Here is a 23,821-nt window from a genome sequence, read left to right on the forward strand (position 1 = left end):
GGAGTAGGTATCAATTCGGCAACGATTGAGGACTCGCTACTGCAGGGAGCGCCTCGCGAATGACGCGATCGGCCCACGGCGTCGTGGTCCAGGTGAGCAAGCTTGGAGTATCGATGCAGTCATCGCTGTGGCACGCGCTTGAACCACGCAGCCATCGCCACAGCCACGATGACGGCAAGCGCTCCGGCAGTGGCCAGGCTGATCGTCCAGATCCGTCGATCCTCGATCTCCATCTGACACAGCCTTGTGTAATTGATGTCCGCAACCACCTGGCCGCCCATCGGCACATTGGCCGGGGTTCGGTCGTCTCTGTTTCTGGCGGCGGAGAGATCGGGGGACAAGGCGTTTCCGCACGCGACGGTGTGTAATCCAGGGGAAACCGACACCGGGGCCAGCAGTCCCACCAAACTCACCAGCAATGCCACCACACCAGCGAAAAGTAGTATTCGTCGGATAAGCATGTCTCGTTCATACCCATTGGTGCGCTGATCATTCCAGGGTAAGCGGAACGCCGTTGCTCAGGGCGATCTGTCTTCGGTGCTCGAATGCCCGCTTTGAAGCGCTGCGGGGTTGGCCAATCACGCGGAGTCCGCTGTCCAGTTCGCGGGCCGAACAGGCTGACTGGTGCCTGTCGACAACATCTGAATTTTGTCCAGGCGACGTTCCAGTCGACGTCGCGAACAGCGATGGTCGGCACGCCCGCAGCGGGGGCGGCTGGCCCGATATCGCGGCGCGAGGTCGATCGTGTCACACCGGCACGGTACGGCCTCGATCGCGATGACATTCCATGTTTGCCCTGCTGAATAGGGGGTAAACCCATCGTGCTGGTACAGCATTCGATCGCGCTGGTTAAGCGGGTGAGATCGGTTTGGCGAGCCGCCGATGGCGCCGCTGAGCCGGCACAGATCGATTCACCTACCAGTCACCCGCCCACCCGATAAACCATGCTGTTGCGGGCCAACTCGTAGACGTAAGGCGCAGGTGGTGATGCTCTCCGGCGGTCAGCCGTCGAAGGCAGTTCCCGAACCCAACACCAGAGCCTGTTCCCGGCTTCGTCGCTACTGCATCGTTTCGCTGGTGAGCATCAGATCGCCGAACAACTCGCTACAGCGGCTGCTGTGGCGATCTTCCGTTTCAGACGCGGGCACGACGCCATGCGCGCGGCGATCTCGGTGCATGGTGCATGCGTGTGTTCGCTCACATCAACGGATTCGGGTAGTGGTCACGGGCTGGACCCGCCACGTGCCGCTACACTTGGAAAGGGTATGTGTCCGGCCCCGTTGAGATCGTTTGTCGTCATTCATGTTTCATCGCGCAGTAAAGCCAACGCTGCTTTCCGCTTTGATATCCCACACATGGTTGGGCTGCCCGGTTGGACCGCTGGTCCGGTGTGGCATCAGGTGCGCGACAACCAAGGAGGCACTGGGAAAATGATTGGCCGCTGCAGCCACCGCGCCGTTTGGCCTTCGAAGCACCGCAATAGCGTTGGACGTTGGTGGTTCCCAGCCAAGGCAAACCCGGAAATTCGATGCACCGAGGATGTTGACATCACCACCGGTAAGTCCACCTCCCACGGCGGCCAGTCAAGTGCACCGGCGTCGGCTCGTGCCCAAGCGAGTTCTCATGAATGGCCGGTGGTACCTCGGTGGCGAACACGTTGCTGAAGCAGAAGCGGGCAGGCACCGTGATAGCGCTATTTCGTCAGGCCGCTCGTCGGCGTCGTGATCCGGTAGACGTCGATCGCTTCGGGTAGGCCCTTGAGTTGTTGTGGCCCAAGGCTTTCGAAGGTCAGGCCCGATCCGGCGGAGAGGTCGCGGACCGTGCGACTGGCGAGCACCTCACCGGTTCCCGCCAATGCGCCGATGCGAGCGCCCGTGTGTACCGCCATGCCGCTCCACTCCGCGCCGCGTCGCTCGCACTCCCCGATGTGGACGCCCGCTCGGATCGGGATGCCGCGGGTGGCCAGGGTCGGCACCAGCTCCAACGCACACCGAACCGCCTTGGTCGGCCCATCGAAGAGTGCGAAGATTCCGTCTCCGGTGTGCTTGGCCCGGTGACCGCCGTACTTCTCCAACAGCCAGTCGACTGCCCTGTCGTGCGCATCGAGCTGACGACGCCAGTGCGCGTCGCCGTGGGTGCCAAGTTGTTCGGTGGAGCCGACGATGTCGGTGAACAGCACCGTCTTCAGGATGCGTTCGTCGGGTCGTTCGCTCGGCTTCTCGCAGACGAAGTCCACGGTCGAAGACACGATGTCGCCGGCGATGTCGAAGGGGCTATGGGGACCCTCCGGCAGTGGTTGAAAATGCGCCTCCGGAATGGCGGCGGCCAAGGCCGCCGCCGCCTCGATGGGCACCAACCGATCACCGGGGCGCGCCATGACCAAGGAAGGCGCTCGCACGGAGGCGAGCACACCGCGGACGTCGATCTCCATGAACGCTTTCCACCACAGCTTGGCCATCGTCGGACTCGCCATGGCGCGCTGGAGCTTGCCAAACATTTCCCTTACGCCAGGCGTGTCGGCAGTCGCACCATAGAACAGATCTGCAAGTGCGCCATCTCCCCAGCGACTGTCGATCTCGTCGAGCTGCGATTCGATTTCGGCAGGCGTGAATCCCCACGGGAAGTCGGGCAGCTCTTGGGAATACCGTGCCGTGGTGCCGTAAAGAACAAGGGAGGCAACCCGTTCCGGGTGGGTGGCGGAGAATACCACGCTCACCGATCCGCCCTCGCTGGTGCCGAGGAATGCCGCCCGGTCGGCGCCAGCGGCATCCAGGATGGCTCGCACATCGTCGATGCGCTGGTCTATTGACGGTGGCTGAGTCGAGGGGTCCGACAGGCCCGTCCCGCGTCTGTCCCAAACGATGGACCGGGTCGACTGAGAAACCAGGTCGACGAATTCCGCGTACGGGCTTCCGGGTTCGTCGATCGTGTCGACATTGCTCAGCACCCAGCCCGATACCCAGATGAGAAAAGGGCCGGCGTCGCCGAACACGCGGTAGGCCAACCGCACGTCCCCGTTGCGGGCATAGCGCAGCGGCGCGTTGGTCACGTCAACATCCTGGCATCAGGCGAGTCGAAGGTCTGCGCATTTCGCTCATGCGCTTGCGGGCGCGGCGTCGCCAAGGCGGCCGGCGGCGCACCCACAGCCACCACGGCCCCTCCGGCGCCTTCTCGCGGTGATGCTCAATAGCCGGCCACCTTGTGACGATCCGCGTCAGCTGTGCCCAAGCCGACTGTTTGCCAACCTTGCCGTGCAAGTGGATAGCTTTGAGCTTGTGGGCTATCGCCAACTCGGCCTCTACTGGCCGCGTCCGTAGGTGCTTATCGTTGGTGATTACCACCCACCCGCGTTCGCCGACAATCGGGATCCAGTCGGTGTCGAGGATGCCCGGCGGCAGCATGTCGCCGACGGGCGTGCGGCCGAACCGGGCGGTGTCTTTCCGCACAGCAACAAGCGCTGCCCCCACGCGAAGCAAGTTTTCGTCGACACCGTAGGTCACGTCGTCGAGTTGCAGCATTTCCCGGCTTTACGCTGCCAGCTTCGCGAGCTTGTACTTGTTGGTGTAGTCGATCGCGTCCTGCACCTGCCGCAGGCTTAGTCCGTAGTCGGCGGCCAGATCCTCGCGCCGCTCGCCGCTGAAGACCATTCGGGCGATCGTCACCGGCGACACACGCCGCCCAACAAACGTGGGCTGGCCGCTGTATCGGCTTGGGTTGATCACGATTTCGGGAAACCCTTTGTCGGCAGGAAGCTCAACGATCACGGGCTCGCCAAGGTCATCCTGGCTGAGCGTCGCCGTCTCGGCGAGCCACCGCGCGTCACCAAGTAGGGCTTGGCCGGTGTGGATCGTCATTTCGACGTCGTTAAGGCCGACGTCCTCGCCGGTCACCGTTAGGTCCCGCTCGTGGGTCGACAGGAAAGGGCGAAGGTGTGCCAGTGGGTACCGGAGGTTGAACTGTGCGCGTAGGCGCTCAATTGCCGCGCGCTGCCGCGCGATGGGTACCTTTCGCCGATCGCGGTATTCGGCGAGCATGCGAGTCTCGTGCGAACTCCCCCCAGGTGACCCAGGCCGTGTCTCGGGGCATGACGCGCAGGATCGGCGGGTGCTCTTTGCCGCCACGCTCGTAACCGTTGATCCAACGCTTCGCGGTGCCAGCTGGGAGCCCAATGAGCCGATCGACTTCGGCATACACGTAGACGTCTCGATCGAGCATCGAGGTGACCGACATGGTTGAAAGCATGGCACAACGCTATCGGCGCTGGCCGACAGTTCCGTTGGCGAAGCCAAGATCGCTGTGGGCTGTCGGAGGCAGTGGGTGCGGAGGCAGCGATGGTCGTCGAACTCGCGGCTGGTGTTGCCCGCCGACCTTCAACCGGCGCGGCGCCGGCCACATCGCGTGGGGCTTACGATGATGTGCGATGGCGTGGCGGAGGTTCCTCCACCACGGCCACCTGGTCGATCAGGAAACCACCGCTGAATCGGTCAGGGTTCGCTCGGACCGAACCTAGTGTCCGCTCGGCGCGGTGGTGGCGGGTACCGGTGACGCTTCAGGGACATCGTGGTGACACCGAGCACGAGATTCGAACGGATCGAACAGCATTCACGCTGGTCAACGTGGAGCCGATGACGGGAATCGAACCCGCGTATTCAGCTTGGGAAGCCTTTTCTACGCCCGAACAGGTGAGCGAAAACCGCTGCTCGCGACGTTGCAGTGAGTGACGAAATAGCGCCTCTACCTGCGATTGCAGTATGGCTAAGGGCGCCGTAGGTACGATCCAGGTCCTGCCGCAGTACGGGCACGGTCGGGGGTACGGACGGGGTACGGGGGACACGGACGGCGACACGCCGAGTTGTGTCGGCGGTCCCTGGGAGAATGGCGTCTGTGAGCGCGGTATCCGACTTCCTGACGCAGTCATCCTTCTGGTGGGGCGGGCTCGCCGGGGCGGTCGTCACCGGAGTCATAGCGCCGCTCATTACGGCCCGGTCGGTGCGCGCCAGCGACAGGCGGAAGGCCGACCAAGAGGAGCGCATGGACGCTCTCAAGGCTGAGCGCGAGGACTTGCGGTCCAACCGGCAGATCATTCGCGAGACAGCGACCGCCTTCAGTGAGGTCTGCTCATCAGTTTTCGAGAAGGCGATTGACACCAAGGGCATCTTCAACGCGGTCATCGACGCGGCGGCGACGATGCAGGGGTTGCCGGACAAGAAGGCATTGGACAAGGTCGAGTACGCCGTGGATCTCGTGGACGAAACTAAGCGGATCACCACGGCGTTCAATAACCTGCGCGTCGTCGCCCCGGTGCCCGTGCTGAGTGCGGCGAGCAAACTGAACGCGGCTGTGCTTGCGCTCATCAGTGCGACCACCATGCCCCTTGCCAAACCGCCACTTGTGGCGGAAGCAGGAAAAGCAATGGAGGACTTCACGAACGCGGTCCGCGCTGAGTTGGGGCTTGACCCGTACACCGCTGAGGATGCGGACACGGCACGCAAGAGCTACATGGAAACGCTCACCAAACAGATGAACGACTACATCAAGGAGACCCAAGAGGAGGCGCGTCGCTTCGGGTTTCTTGAACCTGGCGCGGTCCCAATCACCACCATCAAGGCCGGTGACCTGACGGAAGAACATGTCGGCAAGTTCGTGGGGTGCCACGATCCGGGATCGGGCTTCAACTACGGCGCGAAGATTCTGAAGGTCATCCGCAACGAGGAGCACCGCAACCCGGGCATGCTCGTGCGCATACAACACCCGCCAATCCCTGGCGGGAAGCCAGCCCATCAAGAACGCATGCGGCTCAGGTTCGATCAAGAGATTCAACTAGTCGAACTACCGGACCCGAAGGCGTCCTAGTAGCTACTTGCGCTTGGTCGCCTTACCGCGCTTCGCAGCCGCGCGACCAACTTTCGTATTCTTGTTCTTCGTCCGCGCGGCCTTGGCGAACTTCGCGCGGGCTGCCGTCTGCTTCTTGATGGCCATTACGCAGTCCTGTCTCCCGGATAGCCCTTTACCTCGTCGCGCGGTCTGCGGTGCTGCCGGGGCCGACCGACACCGCTGGATGGCGGATCAACGCGCGGCGCACGTCCGGTGTACTTGCCGCCTTCGCTTGGTGGCCGGCCATTGAGGTGTGGCGCGACTGGCCCTGGACCCCAGGAAAACTCGGTACTGAGGTCACCGGCCTGTTCGCACGCAAGCTGAAGAGGATTCCGGGGCCCGCAACGTGGTGGCGCTGGCGGCGGTGGATCGCGGTATGGCTCTGGGTTGCGTAGGAAACGACCCATGGTTACGTCTCAATCGTCGGCGGGGTGTAGTTGAGGTTGGCGGTGATCTGCGCGACGACCGCTGCGCCTCGGTGCCGAGTGCCGGTCCCGAACCCACGAGCAAAGAAGCTTTCTTGGATCGGGTACGGGCCACGCCCAGGAATATGGCGCAGGCCTTGATAAGCCGTATTGACGTGCTCGCGGAAGCCGACCGGGTTGCTGTCGCTGTTCGGCCCGCCAGTAGCGATGACGACGGCGTAATACCGAGGCATATAGTTGGACTTGATGATGAGGGTGTTGTTGTAGGAGCCCCACACCTGTAGTCCGTTGTACTCGGCGTTGGGGATGGGGCCGTGTATCTCTTCGTTTGAGATCCACGCGGGCATCAGCGCGCTCGGGATGAAGTCGTACTTGGGGACTGTGGCACCTCCGTAGTCCACACCCGCCTTCCAGGCCGCGATGCTTGACGCCTCAAAGTCGATGGGATTGACGATCAACACCAGCTGCGAGCCATTCAGCAATCCGTAGCCGTGCTCAGTGACATGCTTGATCATGTTTTCGACGTCAAGGGCATCGAGAACTGTTGACCCGGTGGTGAGGTAGTGCTTGTGATCCCCCGCGAACGTGGTTCCGAGATACGGCGGAGGCACCATGCCGTCGCCGTTCCAAAGCCCGTAGCAAGTATGCCCCCATTCGTTGAGCTGGGTTGTCGGGTCGAGCAGCCGACGCAGGACTGTGCCGGTTGTGAGCTTGTTGTCGGCTTCGAGTACACGCGTGACCTGCGCGGTGATCTGCTCTGCGGTGGCTTCGCGGAGGAACTTCCACGTTGCGCGCAAGGCGATGTCGTAGTCATGAAACGCATAACCAAGGCGTAAAACATCACTCGGCGGTCGGATCGCTCGCGGCACACCGTGTTCCGTGGCGAGTTCGAATGAATCACTCGAAATGCTCTGCGGGATTGCGTCGGCGACATTGACCGTCTTGTAGCTGAGAATGTCGGTGACGCTCTTGCGCTCTTTGTTCCAGAGTTCGAGCACATCTTGAATCTCAGCCCAGACTTCGTTGAGGTCAACGCCGTCTGCTGTCTGATTGACCAATACGTCTCCGTGCGTGGAGACCCCGCCCTTACCGCCAGCCATGTTAAACCTCGCTTGTTTAGTGCTTACGAGGAACCCTACGCCTGAAATAGACAGGCGCGCTTAGCCGTTAGCGGTCTATGGCGATACGTGGTGACACACGGTTGTCTAGGGCGGGGAGCGGTTAAACGGCGTAGCCTCGAAACAACACAGGAGGCTACACATGGCTAGAACGCCGAGCGCCCCGCCGCGTGGTGTGGAGTTGTCACGACTGCCCACCGTTCGTGGTCGAGAAGGCGCGCATGCATGGATTACGGAAACACTCGGAGTTCCGCTGAAGTTGAACTTCGTGCGCGCTGCCGCAAGTCGCCGCGAGATACCGTGCCGTGAAATCGCTGGGGCGCTGATGTTCTCAACACAAGACCTGTTCGATTGGGTCGTGTCTATTACGGAGAGGACCGCATCATGAATCGAGACGAACTGCGCGCCAAGTACGGCATGGATAACCCACCTGACCCCGACAATCCGATAGCCAAGGCGGTGCTCGATGCCGAGCGCGTTACCGCTGGTGCCCATGGTCGCGACAACACACCGCTATTCGATCCCGGCTGGTCACCTGCCATGTGGGAACGTGCAACCAATGCCATGGCCGAACTGCAGAACGGTCTGCGCGACAAAAGCATCAGCCTACTCAACTACGACGCTGTTGGGCTCACAGATGACCTACCCGACGATGCGATGGTGGTGTGGGCTGTCGGCACCCGCCGTGCGCATTTGGGGCTGCCGCACGCCACCAACCACGCCACCCAACGAGTCGACTGGTTCACATCGATGGTGCAGTTCGCACAGGAAGTAGATGACTACTGGAAGTACGGCGGCGAGAACCCATGTTATGCAGCCGACTATGAGCTGCGCTGCACGATCAACCTATCTGACACTTGCACCATGCCGCTGAGCCGTGACGTGAGCGACTACGGGGGCGGGACGACCCGCCTCATGCCCGTTCGCCGAGGCAGGTTCGTGTTGTTGTTCCGCTGCTGCCGTGCATGCGAAGCCCTGGCCGGCAAAACCGCTGATGTGAACTTCAAGATCAGCGTTCTGGAAGCTCAGGCGAAACTGCCGCCGGATGCTGTGATCGACCCCGGCTCTCCGATACCGCCCGTGCCCTAAGCGCGGCACCCGACTGCACTGACCTGCCATGATGCGCGACGACCAGGCAAATTGCGATTCACCACGTTTTGCACCCATAACCGGGTACCCGAGCGTTGGTACCGCCCCTCAGCGTTGGCGGCTAGGGGCTAATACGGCGGGTCGGATAACACACATCGCGACGGGCGCTGACACAGCGCGGTCGCGGTATAGTCGGACTACCGGCCCGGTCGCGGGTCGTTGAGCGGCACGCCTTGGCGGGCGAACGTGCCGTTTCTAACAACCGAAGGGAACCGGCTGCACCACCCGGTGTAGGCCGAAAGTGTTGCGCGCCTTGGGCGTGCAACGGCCTGGAGGTTGTTTCTAGATGGACCCCCATGAGGTTCCGAAGTACAAGGGTGATCGGGGCATTGTCGAGTGCACCGTTGAGCTCGGTGTGCCCGCTGGCGCAGTAACCGAGCGCATGGCACATGTGGCTGTGATGCGTCGCGAGATCATACCCACGCGAATCGGCAACGCGAATTGGTTTTCTCGCCGTGATGTTGAGGAGTGGCTGCGCTCGCGCAAGCAGCCGGGACACTACCGCGCGGGCGAGAACCGAGTGCCGGAACATGTTGGTTTGCAGCCTGTTCCGGGCACCAAGGTTGCTCAGTAGAAATGCGCCACCCCCGGATTGGCGGGCCGGGGGCGACTACCCGAATCAGATGGCAACGAAGCGAGTAAATCCTATGGTAGCTGATCCGACACCCCGCCAGAAGCGACGCAATCCGTTTGCGCTCGTGCGGGATAGCGGCCTGTATCTACCCAACGTGTCTGGGATGACGCTGCTCGAAGCGGCCTTGGCCTATGCCGAGGCCGGGTGGTATGTCCTTCCAACTGATCCTGCCGACATCAAGAGCCCCGGCAGTGTGGTCGGCAGCAAGTGGCACGAGAAGTCCTCTCGCGAGCCGAAGCGGATACGTCGATGGTGGAAAGCCAACCCCGACTACGGAATAGCGCTGCATTGTGGGCGGTCCGGCGCTGGTGCGTTCGACTACGACCAAGACAACATCAACGCCGTGCGCGTGATGGGCCGTGATGACTTGGCCGACGCATTGCTGAGCGCCGAGGCGGTGCAAGGGACACGTCATAACGGCGACCGTGGGCACTACATTTTCCTATTGCCCGACGACGGCAAGGAGTACGGCAACAGCGCTGGCGCGTTCACCGCTGTGGGCGATTTCAGAGGCAAGAACGGCGTCATTATCGCCGCTCCGACACCACACCCCGACGCCGAAAACAAGGGCGGGGAGTACCGACAGCTGAAGACCGGCCCGGTTGGCCCGATGCCGGATGTGTTGCGCGAGTGTCTGTCGGAGGCAGGGGAGTCAGCGGACCCACTCACCGACGCCGAGCTAGATGCATTCCTGGATGCGCACACGGGTGGCGGCTGTGGCCGAGAGAACTGCCCACACAAGATCGACGGCCCGATAGCCAAGTACAACGCGAACGTCGATGCCGGGGCGAGCCGATATCAAACCTTGGTTGCGATCGCACCGTGGGCGCTCTCTGAGGCTGTGGCCGGATGCTACGCCGCACGAGACGTCGTGGAGGCTATGCGAAGTGCGTACAACGGCAGGTTCGGCCCGGATGAGCGCGAACGGTTACAGCGTGTACCGGGTGAGTTCCTGCGGGTTATGAAATGGGCAGCCGCCCAGGCTGTTCCTGCGCGGTCGCACCGGAATGACAAGCCCGAGGTGAAGCGGAGCCAAGCGACGTTACTAGTGGACTTGGCCCTTGAGCGTTACAAGTTGGGCATCAGCACCGATGGAAAGCCGTTTGGGTACAGTCCGACTGCGCCACACGTGGCGTTGGACCTCCGTGGCGGCAAGCTGGGCCTGCGGCAGACCCTGGCCCGTGACTACTTCCAGCGGTATGACGCGGCCGCGACGACAGCGGCTATCGCATCAGCGTGCGGTGTCTTGGAGGGCATGGCCCGAGAGCAACCCCCGACGCCGCTGCACCTTCGGGTCGCTGGTGACGATAAGGCAATACACGTGGATATGGCCGATGAGCACAACCGTGTCATTGAGATTTGTGGCGGGTCATGGCGAATCGTGCACAAGTCGCCCTACATGTTCCGCAGGACCGAGCTGACAAGAGCGTTGCCCGAACCGTCGCGGGAAGGCAACTTGTCGAAGTTGTGGCCGTACCTGAATATTCGTGCCGAGGATAAGCCGTTGTTGGTGGCGGTGATGGTGGACGCGCTAATCAACCCCGGCACCGCAAAGCCCGTGGTTGGGTTTACCGGCGAACACGGCACGGCCAAGTCCGCGAGCGCGACTCGCTTTGTGTCTTTGATTGATCCGTCTGATGTGCCGCTACACAGCCCACCCAAGGACTTAGAGCACTGGCTTAGCGCTTCGGCCGGAAGTTGGGCCGTGGGCCTGGACAACTTGTCGAGTATCCCCGATTGGCTGTCAGATGCCTTCTGTCGAGCATCAACCGGGACCGGCAGCGTAAAGCGACAGTTGTACACCGACGACGGCTTGGCGGTGCTTCGGTTCCGCCGCTGTGTCGTGTTTAACGGTATTGATGTTGGCGGGATGAGGGGAGACCTCGCAGACCGGCTTATCTCCTTTGACCTGCAACGGATCACCGACGACAAGCGCAAGACCGATGCGGAGTTAGAGCGCGCATGGTCAGAGGCATACCCCGACATCTTCGGCGGGTTGCTTGATATTGCCGCCGAGGTGCACGACATGTTGCCTGGCCTGGGCGGAGCGGAGTTGCCGCGCATGGCGGACTTCGCCCGCGTACTGATTTGCGTCGACAAGATCGCTGGCACGGATGGTATGGAGCGTTACCGCGACCGACTGAGCCGAGCTATGGCGGAGAGTGCTGTCAGCGATTCGTTCATTGAGTTCTTGATCGATGCGAAGTACGACACCACCGATGCCGGCAAGTCGGCGGGCGAAGTGTTGTTGGAAGCGAACCGAAGGCGACCGGCTATGGCCGCGCCGCAAGATTGGCCACGGTCGCCGAAGGCCGTAACGGCCCGATTGAAGCGGAATGCTCCGGCACTGCGGTCTATGGGGTGGAGCGTGAGCAACGACGGCGGCAACAACAAGAGCGGAACCACGAAATGGTATGTGCAGCCACCCGATAACGGCGATGGCGGGGAATCTGGCGGGGAATCCGAGGACACATGATCAGGCCAGGCGGGGAATATGGCGGGGAATATGGATGGCCGAAAACAGTGCGTGACCAGGAAAAAGCGGGGAAGCGGGGAATCAGTCCCCTATCTCTTATACCGAGAGAAGGGGAAAAGCATAGGGAGACAGAGAGAAAAGCGAGCGAGGTCAGGGTTATAGAGGTCATGGCGGGGAATAAATCACCCGCTTCCCCGCCCACCCGCCTTGACAGCGCCGACCCACGAAACCGGCAGTAGCGGTCGGAGATTGCATTGATTACTTACGACAAACTGCCGCCCCCATATTGGTGGGAGCCACAGAAGCCGACGCGCCGAGGACACCCCACGCGTCCCAGACGAAACCCGCGCGGAGCGCCTTGGCCAGAGGACCGAACACGACCGGGAGAACGATGATGAGTGGGCGACCGGTTAGCGAGCGACATAAGAATGCGAATAAAGAGAATGCACTGACGTATGAGCAGCGCCTCAATCATCCTCGCCGTTGCGTCGCGCGAAGGCAGCGCGATGGTAAACCCTGCGGCCGCTTTGCGATTCGCGGCGGAACAGTGTGTCGCTTACACGGTGGGGCAACACGACAAGTGCAACGGAAGGCGACGGAGCGGTTGAACTTCGCGAAGGCCATCATGCTGGAGCAGGCGATTCGCGGCATAGCACCTGACCCGCGCACGCCACCAGCCGACAAGCGGTTAGCCAAGGCTGTGGCCAAGCGGGCAGGGAAGCCCATACGCCGCTTCGCCAAGCGGCCCGCAGGCCCACCTAAGCCCGTCGCGCCCGAGCAGCCCGCCGAAGCGCCACAGGAGGCTGCGGTAGCGCCGCCCGAGCGCGCCGAGGACGTGCGAACGGCCCCTGAGCGCCCGATACTCCGGCGACCACCGTTCGCAGAGCCTACGGAGCCGCCGAGCGCGGGCTTGACCAGCCTTGAGGACGCACTAGCCGGTGTCGGCCAGGCCAACCGGCGTGCAGGGGTTAGCCATCGTCGGAAAAGACGCAGGTGAGAGGCCGGTATGAGTGTGCTAGCTGGCGTAGCCTTAACGCCGAATCGAACGATTCGACCGTTACGGCTACGGAGGGAACATGACGCTGAGAGTGATCGGCTACATACGAGTGAGCACGAAGGACCAAGGTAACAATGGCTATGGGCTTGGGGCGCAACATGATTCGCTGCGACAGTTCTGTGAGCAGCGCGGATACGAGTTGCTGACAGTGACGAGTGATGTTGTAAGCGGCGCTGATTCGGCCCGCATGTACGGCAGGGAGGTCGCCATCACGGCCATAGAGTCGAGCGTGGCTGACGCGCTGTTGGTGCGGGCACTCGACAGGGCGACCCGAAGTCAACTCGACCACGCGAGCCTGTTCGAGCGAGCCCAGCGTCACGCATGGCGGCTGATGGACTGTGACGGCGCGGACAGCGGCGACCCGAGCCAGCGGCTTACCGCTGACGTTCGCAATGCCGTGGCCGCTGAGGAGCGCCGCAAGATTAGCGAGCGGACGCGAGAGGGTCTGGCGAAGGCGCGACGGCAGGGCAAGCGTCTGGGTCGGCCACCACAGGTGGACACCACTCTGGCCAAGCGCATCGTCCGCATGAGCACACGAGAGGGCCTGAGCGCCAACAAGATCGCACAGCGACTCACGATGCAGAGGGTGCCGACACCAGGCGGTGGGATGAAGTGGTACCCCACAACGGTCAGCGACGTTCTCAAGCGCGCCAACACGAATGGCGATGCGGCATGAGCGGCTACTGCCCAGGCACACGCATTCTCGTCACCACAGGTGGCGACCCCTACACAGGCCGCTTCGGCACCGTAGCCAACACGTGGCACAACGACGACGGCGAACTTGTGTACACCGTGCGGTTCTGCGAAGAGCGCGGCTACCCTTTGGGCGACCACCACACCGCCTACTACCTGCGGGATGAGGTGGAGCCAGCATGAGGCCGCTCGTGAAGCGCACACCGGAGGGTCGCCGGTACGCGGTGCCAAGCGCGCCCCGGTACCCGGCGCAGGAACCGGCCCCGCAACCTGCAGGCGACACAGCGAGCTACCGCCGCGAGCCACGAGCGAAGCTGAGCGACGACGACGTGCGCGACATTCGCGCCGACTACGCGGCGGGCCGTTGGAGCCAGAAGGACTTGGCCTACATCTACGGCGTGTCGCAACCAACCATCAGCGGTGTCGTCAACGGCGACACCTGGATCCATGTAGCCGACGAACCGAAGAGAACTGAAACATGAGCAAGTTCAATGTTGGCGACAAAGTGAAGGTCGTTCGCGACGAAGACACTCGGCGTGCCGTCGACAACAAGGGTCAGTGGCTGCTGGGCCAAGTTGGCGAAGTCATCTGCTCCGCCAATCCACACGAGGTCATCGTGGAACTAAGTGCTGGTGGGGGCAGGCAGAGCTTCCTGCCGCAAGAACTGCAGGGCATCAGAGAAGGGAACTGACCAATGGCCCGGATTCAGAAGCGCGTGACCAAAAGCGGCGCAACGACATACGTGGTTAAATGGCGGACCCCGGATGGCAAGGACCGCAGCAAGGGCGGCTTCACGACCCGCAAGGCAGCGAACGCCTACGGGACCAAGGTAGAGAACGCCGCGTTGCACGGTCTTGTGTTCGACCCGAACGCGGGCAAAGTGCTGTTCCGCGACGCGGCGGCGATCTGGTTGGATTCGCGCAAGGCCGACACCCGCAACAACGCCGAGAACCACCGCTACGCCCTCGCCCCGGCCGCAACCCGGCGCGGCGACGGCAAGACACTCGGGATTGACGCCGTGTTCGGCGGCTACCCGCTCAACAAGATCACCCGCGAGTACATCCAGGCGTGGGTGAACCGGCTGACCGAGGCGGGCAAGAAGCCGTCAACCGTGCGACACGCGTTCTGGACCGTCCGCATGGTCTTAGACCAAGCGGTCGCGGATGGCCGGCTGGCGAAGAACCCCGCCGAGCACGTCAAGCTACCCAAGGAGCGTGGCGCAAAGGGCGCAAAGGTGGGCGTGGTGGACCGCACACAGTTTCTTACCGCCGCACAGGTTTCTGCGCTCGTGGACGCAACACCTTGGCCGTACAACGTCCTGGTGAACCTGGCGGCGTGGTCGGGTTTACGCGCGGCGGAACTCGGCGGGCTGCAAATCCAAGACATCGAGGTCTCGCCCAGCGGAGGCATGAAGTTGCATGTTGAGCGAACCGCTGCCGCCCACGGGCTTACCAAGACGGACGGCTCAATGCGAACTGTTCCGGTGCCTGGACCGACAGCAAGTCTGGTCCGCGACTACCTCGCGGAGCACCCGCGCCGACACGAGCCTGGGGCGCCCTTGTTCCCCGGTACGCGGCTGACGACACCCCGGCCTACGGGAGTGCGGGCGACACCCGCCGCACCAGGAGCGGCCGCTACGGCTGTGAAAGAGGCAGCGCCGAGCGCGACCGCGAAGGACCGCGCGCGCCGGCAGGCGGACGCCCTGGCCAAACTCACTGTGGAGGACGCGGAGAAACGGTTGGTGCTCGACTGGACGATGCCGCTACGCCACGCGACGTTCTACAAGGCCGTGTTCCGACCCGCTGTGCTCCGAGCCAACCGGACGGCGAGCAAGGCGTTGCTCCCGGCGGGATTGCGGTTCCACTCACTCCGACACACCTACGCGAGCCTGTGCGCGGCAGTGCCCACAATCTCGGTGCGGCAGGTGGCCGAGTGGATGGGGCACGCGAACCCAACGACGACAGAACTCGTCTATACGCACCTCTACGCCAAGGCCAACCACGACGACGAGATGGCCGCGTTAGGCGCGTTGGCTGCGCCGAAGCCGACCTACAGCGGAAATGTTGTGCCGCTGCACGGTTAGACGCCGCCCCGCTCGCGGAACGTAGTGCCCGCCCGTTTGAGTAGTCCGCGCACGCGTGTGATTCCGTAACCAGTCTCGGCGACAATCTGACGGATGCTTTCGCCTGCCTCGTAGCGGATGCGAAGTTCCTTGCCCACTCTGTCGGCGGTCGCTGGGTCCAGGCGCACGTGCTTGCTGACGCGGGGAACCTCAATCGCTCCACCGGCGTAACCCTTGTGCACCCGACCGCGCGGCGTCACGTCCTCGGCGGCCTCATCACCCCAGACGGTCCAGTTGGGTCGGGCATGGCGGGCGAACAACTCAAGGTACGGCCCCGGCGAACACGCTTCGATGAACGAGTACTGCTCATCTGGTTTGCGTGAGTGTTCGCGCTTCCGTGTCTCGATGATGTTGACCTGGCTGCGCGCGTGCGGAAGCGTCCGCATACTTCCGCGTACGCCAAACAGAATGATCTCGGTCACGTTGCGGAAGTAGAAGCCGACGCCCCGGCCATCCGGTCCGCCGTCTTTGCGGCGCTTCGCCCATATCACGTTCGACACGTAGCGGTAGCCCCACGCCTCCATCACTCGAAGTCCATCGGGGAGAAGCGCATTCGGAACCCACAAGTACAGGTGAGAGTCACGCGCGATCACGTTCGACACCGGGATGCTGCAAATCGCATCCACGTCCAGTGTGGAGTAGCGGTCGAGCCTGCGATGCTCCGGCGCAACCTTGCCGGTGCGGTTGGTGAATCGCCAAGGCGGGTCCGCTAATACTGTTTTCCAACCACCCTCCGTGGTCGGGAGCGGGGGAGGTTCAGCGGCATCCCGTAGTGGCGCAGCGCTCGGTCGCGGTTTGACCTCTTTGATCGGTTCTGCCAATGTCACGCGACCGCTCCCCTCAGCATCTAACGAACAAAGTAGATCTTCATCGAACAAAGTAGATCTTTGATCGGGATCGTAAGGCATCGGGTCCATGAGTTGTTGGACGTTGGAGGTTGGCGGCGTGTTCCATTCACTCGGCAGGTTCGCCTGGGACCTTCACCTCAGCCAACGGCGGCATGAGTTCCTCGGCCTCGGCTTTCATCTGGTCGTGGACCACCTTCGCGTCGACCCAGCGATCAAATCCCCTGTTGCGCCAATCTGACTTGAAGTCCTCAGCATCGTCGAGCAGCTTCTTGACTTTCTGCGCCAGCTCGATACCGGTGATACGCGCCGGTTCGATCCCCACCAGGAGAAGGGGACACTCGCCCCCGCCACCAAGGTTCACCTTTGGGATGAGCTTGTCCCAATGGGTAGATGCTTGACCGTACTTCTTGTTTCCATCCTTGCTCTTGATGGTCGGATAAATGAGCGCTTGGAGATTCGGTCCTCGCGTCACGATCACTCCGATGGCAATTGCTCCCTCGCGGTGCAGCGCTTGGAAGTTGTTTAGGTCGCGGTCGTAGAACGGGTCCTTGTTGTTCCACTCCATCTCGACGGCGATGCCAGGGAGCGGCTCTGCAAGCGTGCCTTTGCCGAACATGTCCACCTCATGAGTAGGTGTGCGACTAGTTCGGAGCGCGGTGCCCTCCAGTTCGACATGTTTGACGATGGCGAGCTTCTGCTTTCCCCAGATTTTCTGCCCGCCTCGCTTCATCTCCGCCAACGAGTCATCGAAGCGCTTCACGAACACGGTGCGGCCACCACCACCTGTCCGAAGCTCCTCCAACGTCGGGTGAAACTGATCGAGCGCCGTGACGAGATCGGTGAATCGCTCGCTAAATGATTCCTTGAGGATTACGTCGGCGTATCGCGTGGCGCCGTAGGTGTAGCCGGTCGGCCAACCACCAGTGGTGACCTCCCGAACCTCGCCCGCTAGATCGGCAGCGTCGTTGTCAGCAGGGGAGCTTGTCGAATCCACGCTGGGAAGCTACCAGCGGGCTATGGGCTCCTGCGCGGGAATCAGAAGGCAGCCAGCCCGACGTCCGCAACTCGGGGTACGGACGGGGTACGGAGCCACCGAACGACCCCACCCTCAAACAGCATTCGCGCTGGTAGACGTGGAGCCGATGACGGGAATCGAACCCGCGTATTCAGCTTGGGAAGCTGATGTTCTGCCATTGAACTACATCGGCGTGGTTGCTTCAGAAGGCTAGCATCCGGGTCATTCCATCACTCCCAGGCAGTACAGGATCAAGAATCCGGCGAAAAACATCACCGCCATCCACGGCCGCTCCGGCGTCTCGTGCGCCTCGACCAGCAACTCCTCGACGACCAGCCACAGCAGCGCCGCCGCCGCGAAGGCCAACACCAGGGTAAGGACGCTGGCACTCGCGCCGCCGAGTACCAGCGCACCCAGCACCGCCCCCGCCGCGGTGACCAGGCTGACGCCACCGGTGATCACCGCGGCCCGCATCCGATGCACTCCCGAGCCGGCCAAACGCAGCGCCACCGTCAGCCCAAGAAACAGCACCTCGACCGTCAAGGCGATCGCGATGATGACCGCGGTGCGCTTCGACACGGTCGCGCCGGTTGCGACCAGCAACCCGTCGATGAAGAGGTCGACGGCCACCACGGCGAGAAACCCGATGGGCAGGACGCCGCCAGACACCTCGACGTCGCCGGCAGCCTCGTCGCCGTCGAAATGCCGCAGCCCGATCAACACCGCGACGCCCGCGCAAAAGCCCACGACGATCAGCCACAGCGAACCCCGGGCGCGCAGATCCGGCAATACCTCACCGGCCACTGCCGCCATGACCACCCCCGCGGCGAAATGCTGCACGCCACTGACGAGCGCAGGCGACGGGCTCCGCACCACCGCGACCACGCCGCCGATGATCCCGGCGACGACGGGGAAGGCGACCAGGGACGCGGCCGTCGTCACGATGTTGATGGCAACCTCCCGGGTCCGGTCGAAAATGTGTCATCGCGCAACCGCGCGAACCGCAGATCAAGGAGCATCATGTCGCAGGTACTGGTCACCGGATTCGGAGCGTACGGCAACACGCCCGCCAACCCGGCGCAGCTCACCGCCGAGGCGCTGGACGGTCGTGTCATCGCCGGCGCCACGGTGACCGCCCGGATCGTGCCGAATGTGTTCTTCGAGTCGATCGCCGCAACGCGGCGGGCCATCGCCGACATTCGGCCGCAGGTGGTGGTCATGTTGGGCGAATATCCGGGGCGCGCCATGATCACTGTCGAGCGGCTCGCACAAAACATCAACGATTGCGGGCGATACGGGCTTGCCGACAACGCCGGCACGGTTCTGGTGGGAGAGCAGACGGACCCGGCCGGCCCCGTTGCCTACCATGCGACGGTGCCGATCCACGCCATGGTCGTCGCCATGCGCGAGGCCGGCGTGCCGGCCGACATCTCCGATGCCGCCGGAACCTTCGTCTGCAACCACCTGATGTACGGCGTCTTGCACCACATCGCGACGAACGGCCTGCCGATCCGCGCCGGCTGGATTCATCTGCCGTGCCTGCCCAGTGTTGCCGCCCTAGAACACAACCTCGGCGCTCCGAGCATGTCCGTGGAAACAGCGGTCGCCGGGGTCGCCGCCGGTATCGCGGCAGCCGTTCGACAATTGTCTGATATCGGCAAGCCCGTCCGGTCTCGATTGCAGATCTGACATCAGTACTGGTAGCAGTACCTTTGCCGGTGTGATTCGATAAACCGCTGGTTTACGCGAATAATAATTTCCTATTAGGGGATGTTTATTGTTTCGTGATCTCGTAGAGTGCGTCAGGTGGGAAGGCACTCGTTAGCCCGGGAACGGCGAAGGTCGCCAGCTGTCCTGGCCACTGTCGTGGCCCCTGTCCTTGCCCCAGCTGCTGTGTTCTTCGCGGTGGCCGGAGATGTCGGTCCGTCTGACGCGCGCGTTGTCGACCCGGGTGAGGGACCCTGCTGCGTGGAGATCGTGGCCGCCACTCCGGCGGCTTTGGTGTCGAGAATGCCTGGTGGCGAGGCTGGCATGGGTTTGGGAGGCGGTCAGTTCGCTGCGGCATCCCGGTGGCGGGTCGACACCCGGTCCCGGGCGCTGCCGCCGGGGGTTGCGCCAGAGCAGGGTCTTCAGGTCAAGACGATCCTGGTGGCCCGCAGTATCAGTGCGCTGTTTCCCGAGGTCCACGAGATCGGCGGCGTTCGAGCGGACGCGTTGCGGTGGCACCCCAACGGGTTGGCGCTTGACGTGATGATTCCGGATCCGGGCAGCGCCGACGGTATTTCACTGGGTAATCAGATCGTCGGCTACGTGTTGCTGCACGCAAGCCGATTCGGCATACAGGATGCGATTTGGCGGGGCGTTTATTACACGCCCGAAGGCGCACGCAGGTCCGGTGCCGGCCATTACGACCACGTCCACATCACCACTACCGGCGGCGGCTACCCGACCGGCGAGGAAATCTACCTGCGCTGAGCCTCGCGCCAGCCAACTGAGCCGTGCGCCGCTGAGCCGGCGCCACCCGCTGCGAAGCTACCGGCAGCTACGCTCGTCGGGTGCTGCTCTCTGACCGTGACCTCAGAGCCGAAATCTGCGCCGGGCGGCTGGGCATCGACCCGTTCGACGACAGCCTGGTACAGCCGTCCAGCGTTGACGTCCGACTCGACTGCCTGTTTCGGGTTTTCAACAACACTCGCTACACCCACATTGATCCGGCCAAGCAACAGGACGAGCTGACCAGCCTGGTGGAGCCGGCCAAAGGAGATCCGTTCGTCCTACATCCGGGCGAGTTCGTGCTGGCCTCGACATTGGAGCTGTTCAGGCTGCCCGACGATCTCGCCGGACGGCTGGAAGGCAAGTCGTCGCTCGGCCGGCTGGGATTGCTCACCCACTCCACCGCCGGATTCATCGATCCCGGCTTCAGCGGCCACATCACGCTGGAGCTGTCCAACGTCGCCAATCTGCCGATCGCTCTGTGGCCGGGAATGAAGATCGGCCAGTTGTGCATTCTGCGATTGACCAGCCCGGCCGAGCACCCGTACGGGAGCAGCAGCGTCGGATCCAAGTATCAAGGTCAGCGCGGCCCGACGCCGTCGCGTTCCTACGTGAACTTCATACGTTCTACATAGCTTCGGGCCGGCTCCGGGCATTGTTTGTGGGACTAACATCTTTTTAGGCGTGTTCTGCTCCAGTCCACCGCCGGTCGCAAAACCTTGGGAGGGGTTTTGGACGTTGTACTCGGCATTTCGATGGCACCGGCCGCGGTTCGGATGGCGTTGGTCGAAGGCCAAGACGGTGACGGCCTGATCGTCGAAGAAGACACCTTCTCCGTCGGCCCGGACCCATCCACCAATAGCGCATCCGACCAGGTGATCGCTGCGATTCTGGGCACCCGGCAGGGCGCGGTCGAGGCCGGCTTGCGGCTTTCCTCCGTCGGCGTGACGTGCCCCGACGACACATCGGCTGCGGCTCTGCGCGACGCGCTGGCCGCCCACAAGCTCGAAAACGTCATGCTGGTTTCGGCGTTTCTGGCTGCGGCCGCGTTGGGGCAGGCGGTCGGCGGCGCCGTCGGCTACGAGCGGACGGCGGTGTTGTTCGTCGAACCGGACACGGCGACGTTGGCGGTGGTCGACACCGCCGACGGGGCGGTCAGCGAGGTGCGCCGGCAGCTGCTTTCCCAGGACGACGACACGGCGGTGGCCGAGGTCGTCGACATGGTCGCCGGCGTCGAGTCGATGCCGTCCCGTCCCGACGGTGTCTACGTGGTGGGCGCTGACGTCGACATTGCCCTGATCAAGCCCGCGCTCGACGCGGCGACGCCGCTGACGGTACGCGTGCCGGAGGAAGACGAGATGGCCCTGGCTCGGGGTGCGGCGCTGGCGTCGGGCAACGCACCGTTGTTCGCTTCCTCCACCGCGGCTCTGGCGTACGCGCAGGATCTGCCCGATCCCGACCTTCTTCGCGACGAGTTCGTCGCCGACGCCACGCCGGACGACTCCGCCGGCCGCCGGTCGGCCCTGTTGATCGGTAGCGCAGTGGCGGTCATCGCCATCGCCGCGGTGGTGGCGCTCGAGGTTGCCCTGGCGATCAATATCCGCCCGACCGTCGCCTTGCTGCCCAGGCCCAGCGAGAACCATCTCGTTGCGCCGACGGAGCCCGCTCCCGCGCCCACGCAGGTCGCGGCCGCTCCGCAGCCGAGGATCGACCTGCCGCGACCCGCTGCGCCACCCCTAGCCGCGAGCCCGCAACCACGGGCTCCATTGCCCGCGGCCTCGGTCCCGGCCGCTCCGGTTCTACCGGCTTTACCGGCCCCGGTGTTGCCGGCTCCGGAGGTTCCAGCTCGGCAGGCTGCGCCGGCGCGTGATACGGCCGTCGTAGTTCCGCCGGTGTTGCCAATCCTGGTGCCCCCGGTCCTCGCGACTGGTCCCGAGACGCTGCTGCGCCCGCCGGTGCCCAAGGCGCCGGCGCAAGTGCCGCGGCCCCAACCGCAGGCGCCTGCGCCTCGCGTCGAGGTTCCGGCGTCACCACCGCGGATCGCGAGTCCCGTTCCTCGTAAGCCGGTCCGACTACCTCCTCCGGTCCTGGCGCCGTCACCCAAACCGGGGCATGGCCCCGGTGGTGGTGGCGGCGGTCGAGGAGGGCTGTTCGGCGGCGGTCCCGGCGGTAAGGGGCCGGTCGGCGGTAAGGGTCCGGTCGGCGGCAAGGGTCCGGTCGGTGGCGGCGGTAAGGGTCCCTTCGGCGGTGGTGGCCACGGCGGCTTCGGCGGCGGGCACCGATCCAGATAGCAAACTTCGAATAAGCAAGCGCGGGTTACTGGCGCGGCGGACAGTGATTTGTGGTTGTCGCAGCAAACCAACTCCGAGAGTGATTGCGGGCCGCGAGTAAGATGGGAATACCGGGTTGGGGACCCGGGGCAAGGTTGGCAGTCACGTATCCGCGACGACGCAAAAGACTATATGGGGGAGCTTTGGACACCGTACTTGGTGTGTCGATGGCGCCAACCGCAGTCCGGATGGTGCTGGTTGAAGGCGAAAACGGCGACGGCGCACTAGTTGATCAGGACGAGTTCGACGTCTCCGGTGACGGGGACGCGGCGACTGCCAGTGCGGCCCAACAGGTGGTATCGGCGATCCTGGGCACCCGCGAAGGCGCTTCTGAGGGTGGCTACCAGCTGGCCTCGACGGGTGTGACCTGGCGGGATCCGGCCCAGGCCGCTGCGCTGCGTGAAGCGCTGGCCAACCAGAAGATCGAGAAGGTGGTGCTGGTCTCGGCATTCTTGGCCGCGGCCGCCCTGGCTCAAGCGGTTGGCAACGAGACCAACTATGCGCACACGGCGCTGCTGTTCATCGAGCCGGAGACCGCGACCCTTGCGGTGGTCGACAGCGCGGATGGCTCGATCGCCGACATCCAGCGACAGCTGCTTTCCGACGACGACGACACCGCCGTTGCCCAGTTGACGGAGATGGTCTCGGCCGCCGAAAGCCTGGAGACACATCCGGACGCCATATTCGTCGTCGGCTCCGGTATCGACATCCCGATGATCAAGCCGGCGTTGGAGACCGCGACCGCGCTTCCGGTGACCGCGGCCGAGGAGCCCGATACTGCGCTGGCCCGAGGCGCGGCACTGGCCTCGGCTAATACCCCCCTTTTCGTGTCGTCGACGGCCGCGCTGGCCTACGCACAAGATCCCGGTACCGGCGCCCTGGATCCGAACCGGCTCGATGCCGCCTACTTCAACGACGTCTCCGACAGCGTGCAAACCGGCGAGGGGCCGTTGGCTTACAGCGCCGTCCCGGACAGCGTCGTCGCCGACAGTGCGGTGCCCGATGATCAGCCGGAGCGCAAGCCGTTCCCGCTGCTCGCGAGCATCGTGACGTCGATCTTCGTCATCGGCGTTGCGGCCCTTGCGCTTTCGTTGGCCGTCAGCATCCGGTCGTCAACCGATGTAAAGCCCGACCCCGGCCATAACGTCGTGACACCGTCGGCGCCGGCACCGGCAGCTCACGCTCCCGCGCCGACACCGCAAGCTCCCCCGCCGACACCCCAAGCACCGGCACCTCAGGCTCCTGCTCCGCAGCAGCCCGCACCGGCTCCCCAGGCTCCGGCTCCGGCGCCGGCCCCCCAGGCTCCGGCACCGGCTCCCCGGGCTCCAGCGCCCGCTCCGGCTCCGATTCCGGTGGCTCCCGCGCCCGCGCCGGCACCGGCGCCGGCCGCTCCCGCCCCGGCACCGGTGCCCATTCCGGTGCCCGTGCAGATACCGGTGCCCCCGATCTTTGGTCCCGGCGGTGGGGGCGGCTTCCCGGGCGGCGGCGATGACGACGATCATGGCGGCGGCCGCGGCGGCGGCCGCGGTGGCGGCCACGGGCACGGTCGCGGCGGTTTCAACATCCCGTTTATCCCCGGCCTCTGAT

The 23,821-nt window shown here is 63.8% G+C and carries 22 protein-coding genes, 1 tRNA gene and 1 pseudogene; 14 read left to right on the forward strand and 10 right to left on the reverse strand.

Features of this window, described 5'->3' with window-relative positions; translation table 11 throughout:
- Positions 1-119: 119 nt before the first annotated feature.
- From BST40_RS07560 to BST40_RS07575, 4 genes and pseudogenes are all read right to left on the reverse strand, one after another.
- Positions 120-461, reverse strand: coding sequence for a hypothetical protein (locus BST40_RS07560; RefSeq protein WP_075548657.1), 342 nt, complete (start codon positions 459-461; stop codon positions 120-122).
- Positions 462-1,693: 1,232 nt separating this feature from the next.
- Positions 1,694-3,049: an adenylate/guanylate cyclase domain-containing protein gene (locus BST40_RS07565; protein WP_083153910.1), complete on the reverse strand. Its 1,356-nt coding sequence runs from the start codon at positions 3,047-3,049 to the stop codon at positions 1,694-1,696.
- 1 nt (position 3,050) lies between these two features.
- Complete coding sequence (locus BST40_RS07570; protein WP_158083995.1) at positions 3,051-3,518, reverse strand: PIN-like domain-containing protein; 468 nt, start codon at positions 3,516-3,518, stop codon at positions 3,051-3,053.
- A gap of 9 nt (positions 3,519-3,527) precedes the next feature.
- Positions 3,528-4,242 (reverse strand): annotated as a pseudogene (locus BST40_RS07575) (DUF433 domain-containing protein).
- 642 nt (positions 4,243-4,884) lie between these two features.
- Between BST40_RS07575 and BST40_RS07580 the strand changes: the two are divergent.
- Positions 4,885-5,853 (forward strand): hypothetical protein, encoded by a 969-nt coding sequence (locus BST40_RS07580; RefSeq protein ID WP_142276715.1) that lies wholly within the window; start codon positions 4,885-4,887, stop codon positions 5,851-5,853.
- A 3-nt stretch (positions 5,854-5,856) separates the two neighbouring features.
- On the opposite strand, the gene BST40_RS32485 is transcribed toward BST40_RS07580, so the two are convergent.
- Together BST40_RS32485 and BST40_RS07590 are read right to left on the reverse strand one after the other, a co-directional pair.
- A complete protein-coding gene (locus BST40_RS32485; protein ID WP_279629015.1) occupies positions 5,857-5,979 on the reverse strand; it encodes a hypothetical protein in 123 nt (40 codons plus the stop codon).
- A 304-nt stretch (positions 5,980-6,283) separates the two neighbouring features.
- On the reverse strand, positions 6,284-7,399 hold the full coding sequence (locus tag BST40_RS07590) for a hypothetical protein (protein WP_083153913.1): 1,116 nt from the start codon (positions 7,397-7,399) through the stop codon (positions 6,284-6,286).
- A gap of 402 nt (positions 7,400-7,801) precedes the next feature.
- Between BST40_RS07590 and BST40_RS07600 the strand changes: the two genes are divergently transcribed.
- The 8 genes from BST40_RS07600 (at position 7,802) to BST40_RS07630 (ending at position 15,509) form a co-directional block, all read left to right on the forward strand.
- Positions 7,802-8,506, forward strand: coding sequence for a hypothetical protein (locus tag BST40_RS07600; protein ID WP_083153917.1), 705 nt, complete (start codon positions 7,802-7,804; stop codon positions 8,504-8,506).
- Positions 8,507-8,852: 346 nt separating this feature from the next.
- On the forward strand, positions 8,853-9,140 hold the full coding sequence (locus BST40_RS30025; protein ID WP_158083996.1) for a hypothetical protein: 288 nt from the start codon (positions 8,853-8,855) through the stop codon (positions 9,138-9,140).
- Positions 9,141-9,303: 163 nt separating this feature from the next.
- A complete protein-coding gene (locus BST40_RS07605; RefSeq protein WP_158083997.1) occupies positions 9,304-11,676 on the forward strand; it encodes a bifunctional DNA primase/polymerase in 2,373 nt (790 codons plus the stop codon).
- Positions 11,677-12,752: 1,076 nt separating this feature from the next.
- Complete coding sequence (locus tag BST40_RS07610) at positions 12,753-13,409, forward strand: recombinase family protein (protein ID WP_089025050.1); 657 nt, start codon at positions 12,753-12,755, stop codon at positions 13,407-13,409.
- Entirely contained in the window at positions 13,406-13,609 is a 204-nt protein-coding gene (locus tag BST40_RS07615) for a hypothetical protein (protein WP_083153920.1), read from the forward strand. The genes BST40_RS07610 and BST40_RS07615 overlap by 4 nt, the downstream gene beginning before the upstream one ends.
- Positions 13,606-13,908, forward strand: coding sequence for a helix-turn-helix domain-containing protein (locus tag BST40_RS07620; protein ID WP_083153921.1), 303 nt, complete (start codon positions 13,606-13,608; stop codon positions 13,906-13,908). The genes BST40_RS07615 and BST40_RS07620 overlap by 4 nt, the downstream gene beginning before the upstream one ends.
- A complete protein-coding gene (locus tag BST40_RS07625; protein WP_083153923.1) occupies positions 13,905-14,117 on the forward strand; it encodes a hypothetical protein in 213 nt (70 codons plus the stop codon). Before BST40_RS07620 ends, BST40_RS07625 begins: the two co-directional genes overlap by 4 nt.
- A gap of 3 nt (positions 14,118-14,120) precedes the next feature.
- Positions 14,121-15,509, forward strand: coding sequence for a tyrosine-type recombinase/integrase (locus BST40_RS07630; RefSeq protein ID WP_083153924.1), 1,389 nt, complete (start codon positions 14,121-14,123; stop codon positions 15,507-15,509).
- On the opposite strand, the gene BST40_RS07635 is transcribed toward BST40_RS07630, so the two are convergent.
- The 4 genes from BST40_RS07635 to BST40_RS07650 all read right to left on the reverse strand — a co-directional run bounded on the left by BST40_RS07635 (position 15,506) and on the right by BST40_RS07650 (position 18,389).
- A complete protein-coding gene (locus BST40_RS07635; protein WP_244174312.1) occupies positions 15,506-16,375 on the reverse strand; it encodes an MT-A70 family methyltransferase in 870 nt (289 codons plus the stop codon). The genes BST40_RS07630 and BST40_RS07635 overlap by 4 nt on opposite strands.
- A 127-nt stretch (positions 16,376-16,502) precedes the next feature.
- A complete protein-coding gene (locus tag BST40_RS07640; protein WP_083153926.1) occupies positions 16,503-17,390 on the reverse strand; it encodes a BglII/BstYI family type II restriction endonuclease in 888 nt (295 codons plus the stop codon).
- Between the two features lie 140 nt (positions 17,391-17,530).
- Positions 17,531-17,604, reverse strand: a tRNA-Gly gene (locus tag BST40_RS07645).
- A gap of 29 nt (positions 17,605-17,633) precedes the next feature.
- Positions 17,634-18,389, reverse strand: a complete 756-nt coding sequence (locus BST40_RS07650; RefSeq protein WP_089025051.1) for a ZIP family metal transporter — start codon at positions 18,387-18,389, stop codon at positions 17,634-17,636.
- Between the two features lie 42 nt (positions 18,390-18,431).
- Between BST40_RS07650 and pcp the strand changes: the two genes are divergently transcribed.
- The 5 genes from pcp to BST40_RS07675 all read left to right on the forward strand — a co-directional run bounded on the left by pcp (position 18,432) and on the right by BST40_RS07675 (position 23,820).
- Positions 18,432-19,100, forward strand: coding sequence for a pyroglutamyl-peptidase I (pcp, locus tag BST40_RS07655; RefSeq protein WP_075546341.1), 669 nt, complete (start codon positions 18,432-18,434; stop codon positions 19,098-19,100).
- Between the two features lie 117 nt (positions 19,101-19,217).
- Positions 19,218-19,886, forward strand: a complete 669-nt coding sequence (locus BST40_RS07660) for a VldE C-terminal domain-containing protein (RefSeq protein ID WP_075546342.1) — start codon at positions 19,218-19,220, stop codon at positions 19,884-19,886.
- Between the two features lie 80 nt (positions 19,887-19,966).
- The gene (dcd, locus tag BST40_RS07665; RefSeq protein ID WP_075546343.1) at positions 19,967-20,539 is read left to right on the forward strand and encodes a dCTP deaminase; all 573 of its coding nucleotides are present in this window, start codon (positions 19,967-19,969) and stop codon (positions 20,537-20,539) included.
- A gap of 96 nt (positions 20,540-20,635) precedes the next feature.
- A complete protein-coding gene (locus tag BST40_RS07670; protein WP_183154956.1) occupies positions 20,636-22,195 on the forward strand; it encodes a DUF7159 family protein in 1,560 nt (519 codons plus the stop codon).
- A gap of 182 nt (positions 22,196-22,377) precedes the next feature.
- A complete protein-coding gene (locus tag BST40_RS07675) occupies positions 22,378-23,820 on the forward strand; it encodes a DUF7159 family protein (protein WP_420891052.1) in 1,443 nt (480 codons plus the stop codon).
- The last annotated feature ends 1 nt before the right edge of the window (position 23,821 follow it).

It is taken from the genome of Mycobacterium persicum (assembly GCF_002086675.1).
GTDB lineage: Bacteria > Actinomycetota > Actinomycetes > Mycobacteriales > Mycobacteriaceae > Mycobacterium > Mycobacterium persicum.